A 3,855-nucleotide genomic window follows, 5' to 3' on the forward strand; every position below is an offset into this window, starting at 1 on the left:
TCGGTGATCTTGCGAAATTCTTTGACAATTCGATTGGCGGCCTCACCCATCATTCCAGTGTCGACAATGACAACGCCATCATCGCCGATGATCATCGAGACGTTCGATACGCTGTATCCAACCGCAACATGAACATTGTCGGCCACCTCGATGACCTGCTCCTCAAACTGTTCATTCTGCTTAATCAGTTTTCTGGTCGCTTCGTTCACTTCCTGGGCTCGGATTGAATTGCCCGCAAACATCAGGAGGCACAGAGCAACGATGATCTTTTTCATAAGACGATTCCTTCAAGAAATTTGGGTAGTGGACGAGGCAACGGGTTCGTCCGATTGAAAACCTATGCAACAGGACTCCTTGCTTCGTCCGCCACGGAAAGAACACATACGTTCGCATGCCCCACCGTTCCGACGAACGCACGTAGCAGCATGTAGTTTTCATAGGACAATCCGTCGCGCATCCTCGTAGTGGACGAGCCCCTCAATCAACAGGCTGTTTTGCCAATAGGTTCTTTTGCATCTTTCGCAGCACGTTTTGGGTCGTTTCCAACTCCGACTTTGAAAGGCCTTTGATTGCTGCTTTTCGCAAGTCATCTAAAACCGGCAGCACGGTTTGAAGTTTCTGTTCGCCGCGGCGAGTCAAAGCGATCATCACGATGCGAGCGTCCTCGCTCGATCGGGTTCGCTCAACGAACTTCTTATCAACAAGTCGATCCAGCTGTCGTTTCACGGTCGTTGGGTCGCGAATCATCCTTGATGCCAACTCGTTCATGCTCACCGCTTCCCCCGCATCCGACAACGTGATCAGGGTCTGCGTCTCTTCGGGGGAGAACGGCCAACCGGCGTCCTTCAGCACAGCAGCCATTCCAGATCGAATCAAGTAAGCAACACGACCGATCGCGAAACCGGGCGATGATTCGGAATCAAAGTGCATAGTCAACTCCCAGCGTATCCTGAGTCGAGGCGGGCCCAAAAGGTAGTGGAAGAGGCAACAAGTCCCGACGCTTGGCTGCCCGCAACAGAGGACTCATTGTCTCGTCCACCACAACAGCCCAAACCTTTCCCTGCATTCTACAGCTAACAACCCGAGTGTCAATCCTCACGGCGAAAGAACGCTGGAACGCCGCAGAAGCGATCATCGAAAGACAGCGGCAACGGCCTGTCACCCCAAAGTTTGAACTCGGGAATCACTCGTCGCCAAAGGCATCAGAGCAATCGCTCGTTCCGTTTTACTCGAATGGGTGGCGGAACAGGGCGTTTAACCGCGGGTTTTCGCTCTGGTCGCAACAGGAGTTGCTCAACCTTTTGCCGCAGTTCGTATTCAAACCCCGGCAAGAGAGAGCTCTTTTTTGGATCTTTGCCTTGTTTCGGCCTTGGATACACGAAAACCAATTCACGCAGAGCGTGCGGGTTCAGATCCGCCGGTTGTTCGCTGACATAGTCTTTGCTCTGGATCGGTGAATCCAGGTCCAGATCCAACAACCAGTCCGACTCCGCGTGACACGGAAGGCTCATCAAACCAAAAAGAATCGCTGCTTTGAAGAATCTCATGGCATTCGTCTCCCACCAAGTTTACGAACTGATAACGCCACCCTAGCGATTCACAACCATCCGTGTCCAGCGAACAACACAAACGGCCAACGGCTTCCTACCTTCGCTTCTGCTTTGGCAGCGACTAAATTACGACTCCACGCTGGTCCGACTGCCGAGACAACACTGCATTGACGTCCCAACCGACTGCCCGACCAGACCAGCAGTCAGCTATACCGCCAAATGCATGTAGCGAATGCCGTTCACAGACGCATGACCTCCCAAGTGTCCCAAGCCACCTTTATTTGGCCATCGACTGATTGTCTGACCGTATTCTATTTTGCTGGAGTCAATGAGTGATCCATCGCGTCGCTATCAAAGTCCGATCGTTATCGCGTTCCTACTTGGAGTCGTTTTCGTTCACCGGTTTGGTGTTTGCAACCTTGTTCTTCTGCGGATCGATCACGCCGTCCCTGCTGCCTCGCCCTTACATCGTGCAAGGAATCCTGTCAGGGTTTTCGCTTGCCATCGGTTATGTGGTGGGCGTGCTCGCGACTTGGGGCTGGTCGTTCCTGGAATTGCCGCAGCCCGGACATGCGTTGGCCCGACGTTCGAAACAAGTCTGCATGGCAGTGGTGGCGATCGTCTTCGCCATTTCGATTTGGTACGCCACCGAATGGCAGAACTCCGTTCGCATGTTGATGGAGATGCCGCCGCTCGAAACAACGGCACCTTTTCGTTTCTTTGCCATCGCCCTGTTTGTCGCGTTCATCCTGGTGTCGATTGCTCGTTGGATGATTCGATTTGGTGCCTACCTTTCCAATCTGCTGCAACGCTATCTGCCGCGTCGCATCGCCATTTCAATCAGCACTCTCAGTGTGTTGGTGCTGGGATTGATGATTGGCAATGGGGTGATTGCACGCGGGTTGCTTCAAGCCGCCGATCGGTTCTTTTTGCAAGCCGACTTGTTGATCGATGACGGCATTGAACAACCGACCTTGGAGCTTGCCTGCGGTAGCGAACAGTCTCTGGTCGACTGGGAAGCGATTGGCCGTCAGGGCAAAGACTTCATCGGTGACGGTCCCAAGGCAGGAGAAATCGAACGGCTAACAGGGCAACCTGCAAAGCGTCCGATCCGGGTTTATGTCGGGATGCGAACGGACGGAGACGATCAAGCCAGAGCCACGCTTGCCTTGGAAGAGCTGAAACGCGAGGGAGCCTTTGATCGCAAAATCCTGATTGTTGCAACACCCACCGGCACCGGTTGGCTCGATGAAAGTGCGGTCGACACGGTCGAGTATTTGCATCACGGCGACACCGCCATTGTCAGCATGCAGTATTCGTACCTGCCCAGCTGGATCACGATTTTGGTCGACCCATCTCGGTCCAAACGATCCGCCTCGGCTTTGTTCGATCAAGTCTACGCGTATTGGACCACGCTGCCCAAACAAGAGCGTCCACGGTTGTACTTGTTCGGACTGAGTCTGGGTTCCTATGGTTGCGAGGATGCCGCGGACTTGATGGAAACCTTTCAAGATCCCATCCAAGGTGCCGTCTGGAGTGGGCCGCCGTTTCCTAGCCGGCAATGGGCGTCCATTGTCAGCTCTCGCAACGCCGGAACGCCCGTATGGATGCCAACCTTTCGAGACCAATCGATGGTCCGGTTCACGGCGCAACAAAACAGGTTGGACACTGGCAAAGCTTGGGGGCCGATTCGAAACGTGTACATCCAGCACGCAAACGACCCAATGGTTTGGTTTTCACCCTCGGCGGCCTGGCACCAACCGGAGTGGCTTTCCGAGCCACGCGGACCGGATGTCTCGCCTGGTTTGCGTTGGTACCCCATCGTGACGTTCCTGCAAATCGCTTTCGATTTGCCGATGGCAACCAGCGTTCCACTTGGATACGGGCACAACTATTCGCCGTCGAGCTACATCGACGCTTGGGTTGCCGTGACTCAACCGGAGGATTGGTCGCAGACCGATTTGGACAGACTCCGCGAACATTTCGCCACACCTGCTGAAGATGTCCGGCTTCCGCTCCCAGGCATCGACCCAACTCTGAAACCTTCGGAGCTTGATTCAAAGCCGACCGAAGCGATGTAGCGACTTGGCCGCGCCGGCGAAGGGGAGACGCAGAGGGACAGGACCAAGAATTCGATGTCTGCGCTCTCCTCTGCGCCCCTGCGTCTCACCGACTCTGCGTCAACCTCCTACAAACAGTTCACAATACGACGGAATCGGTTTTCTTACTTTGCATTCCCAAGAATGGACACCTCGGCCTGATCCATGCCTGATGGATTCGACGCTGAGGCACAAGAGACGGGGAG

The 3,855-nt window shown here is 54.5% G+C and carries 3 protein-coding genes and 1 pseudogene; 1 reads left to right on the forward strand and 3 read right to left on the reverse strand.

Going from position 1 to position 3,855, the window contains the following annotated elements; all coding sequences use genetic code 11:
* From B2R17_RS20845 to B2R17_RS20855, 3 genes and pseudogenes are all read right to left on the reverse strand, one after another.
* Positions 1 to 275: pseudogene (locus tag B2R17_RS20845) on the reverse strand (alkyl/aryl-sulfatase); the annotation flags it as partial.
* Positions 276 to 477: 202 nt separating this feature from the next.
* Positions 478 to 930, reverse strand: a complete 453-nt coding sequence (locus tag B2R17_RS20850; protein WP_008669220.1) for a MarR family winged helix-turn-helix transcriptional regulator — start codon at positions 928 to 930, stop codon at positions 478 to 480.
* A gap of 272 nt (positions 931 to 1,202) precedes the next feature.
* Positions 1,203 to 1,547 (reverse strand): hypothetical protein, encoded by a 345-nt coding sequence (locus tag B2R17_RS20855; protein WP_008669221.1) that lies wholly within the window; start codon positions 1,545 to 1,547, stop codon positions 1,203 to 1,205.
* Positions 1,548 to 1,882: 335 nt separating this feature from the next.
* Here B2R17_RS20855 and B2R17_RS20860 point away from each other — a divergent pair, with 335 nt between their 5' ends.
* On the forward strand, positions 1,883 to 3,631 hold the full coding sequence (locus B2R17_RS20860; protein WP_286765494.1) for an alpha/beta hydrolase: 1,749 nt from the start codon (positions 1,883 to 1,885) through the stop codon (positions 3,629 to 3,631).
* Positions 3,632 to 3,855: the final 224 nt, after the last annotated feature.

The sequence above is a fragment of the Rhodopirellula sp. UBA1907 genome, assembly GCF_002337565.1.
GTDB lineage: Bacteria > Planctomycetota > Planctomycetia > Pirellulales > Pirellulaceae > Rhodopirellula > Rhodopirellula europaea.

Coding starts and splice junctions, on each gene's coding strand:
- B2R17_RS20850 (WP_008669220.1), bottom strand. CDS start 930: ATGCACTTTGATTCCGAATCATCGCCCGGTTTCGCGATCGGTCGTGTT.
- B2R17_RS20855 (WP_008669221.1), bottom strand. CDS start 1,547: ATGAGATTCTTCAAAGCAGCGATTCTTTTTGGTTTGATGAGCCTTCCG.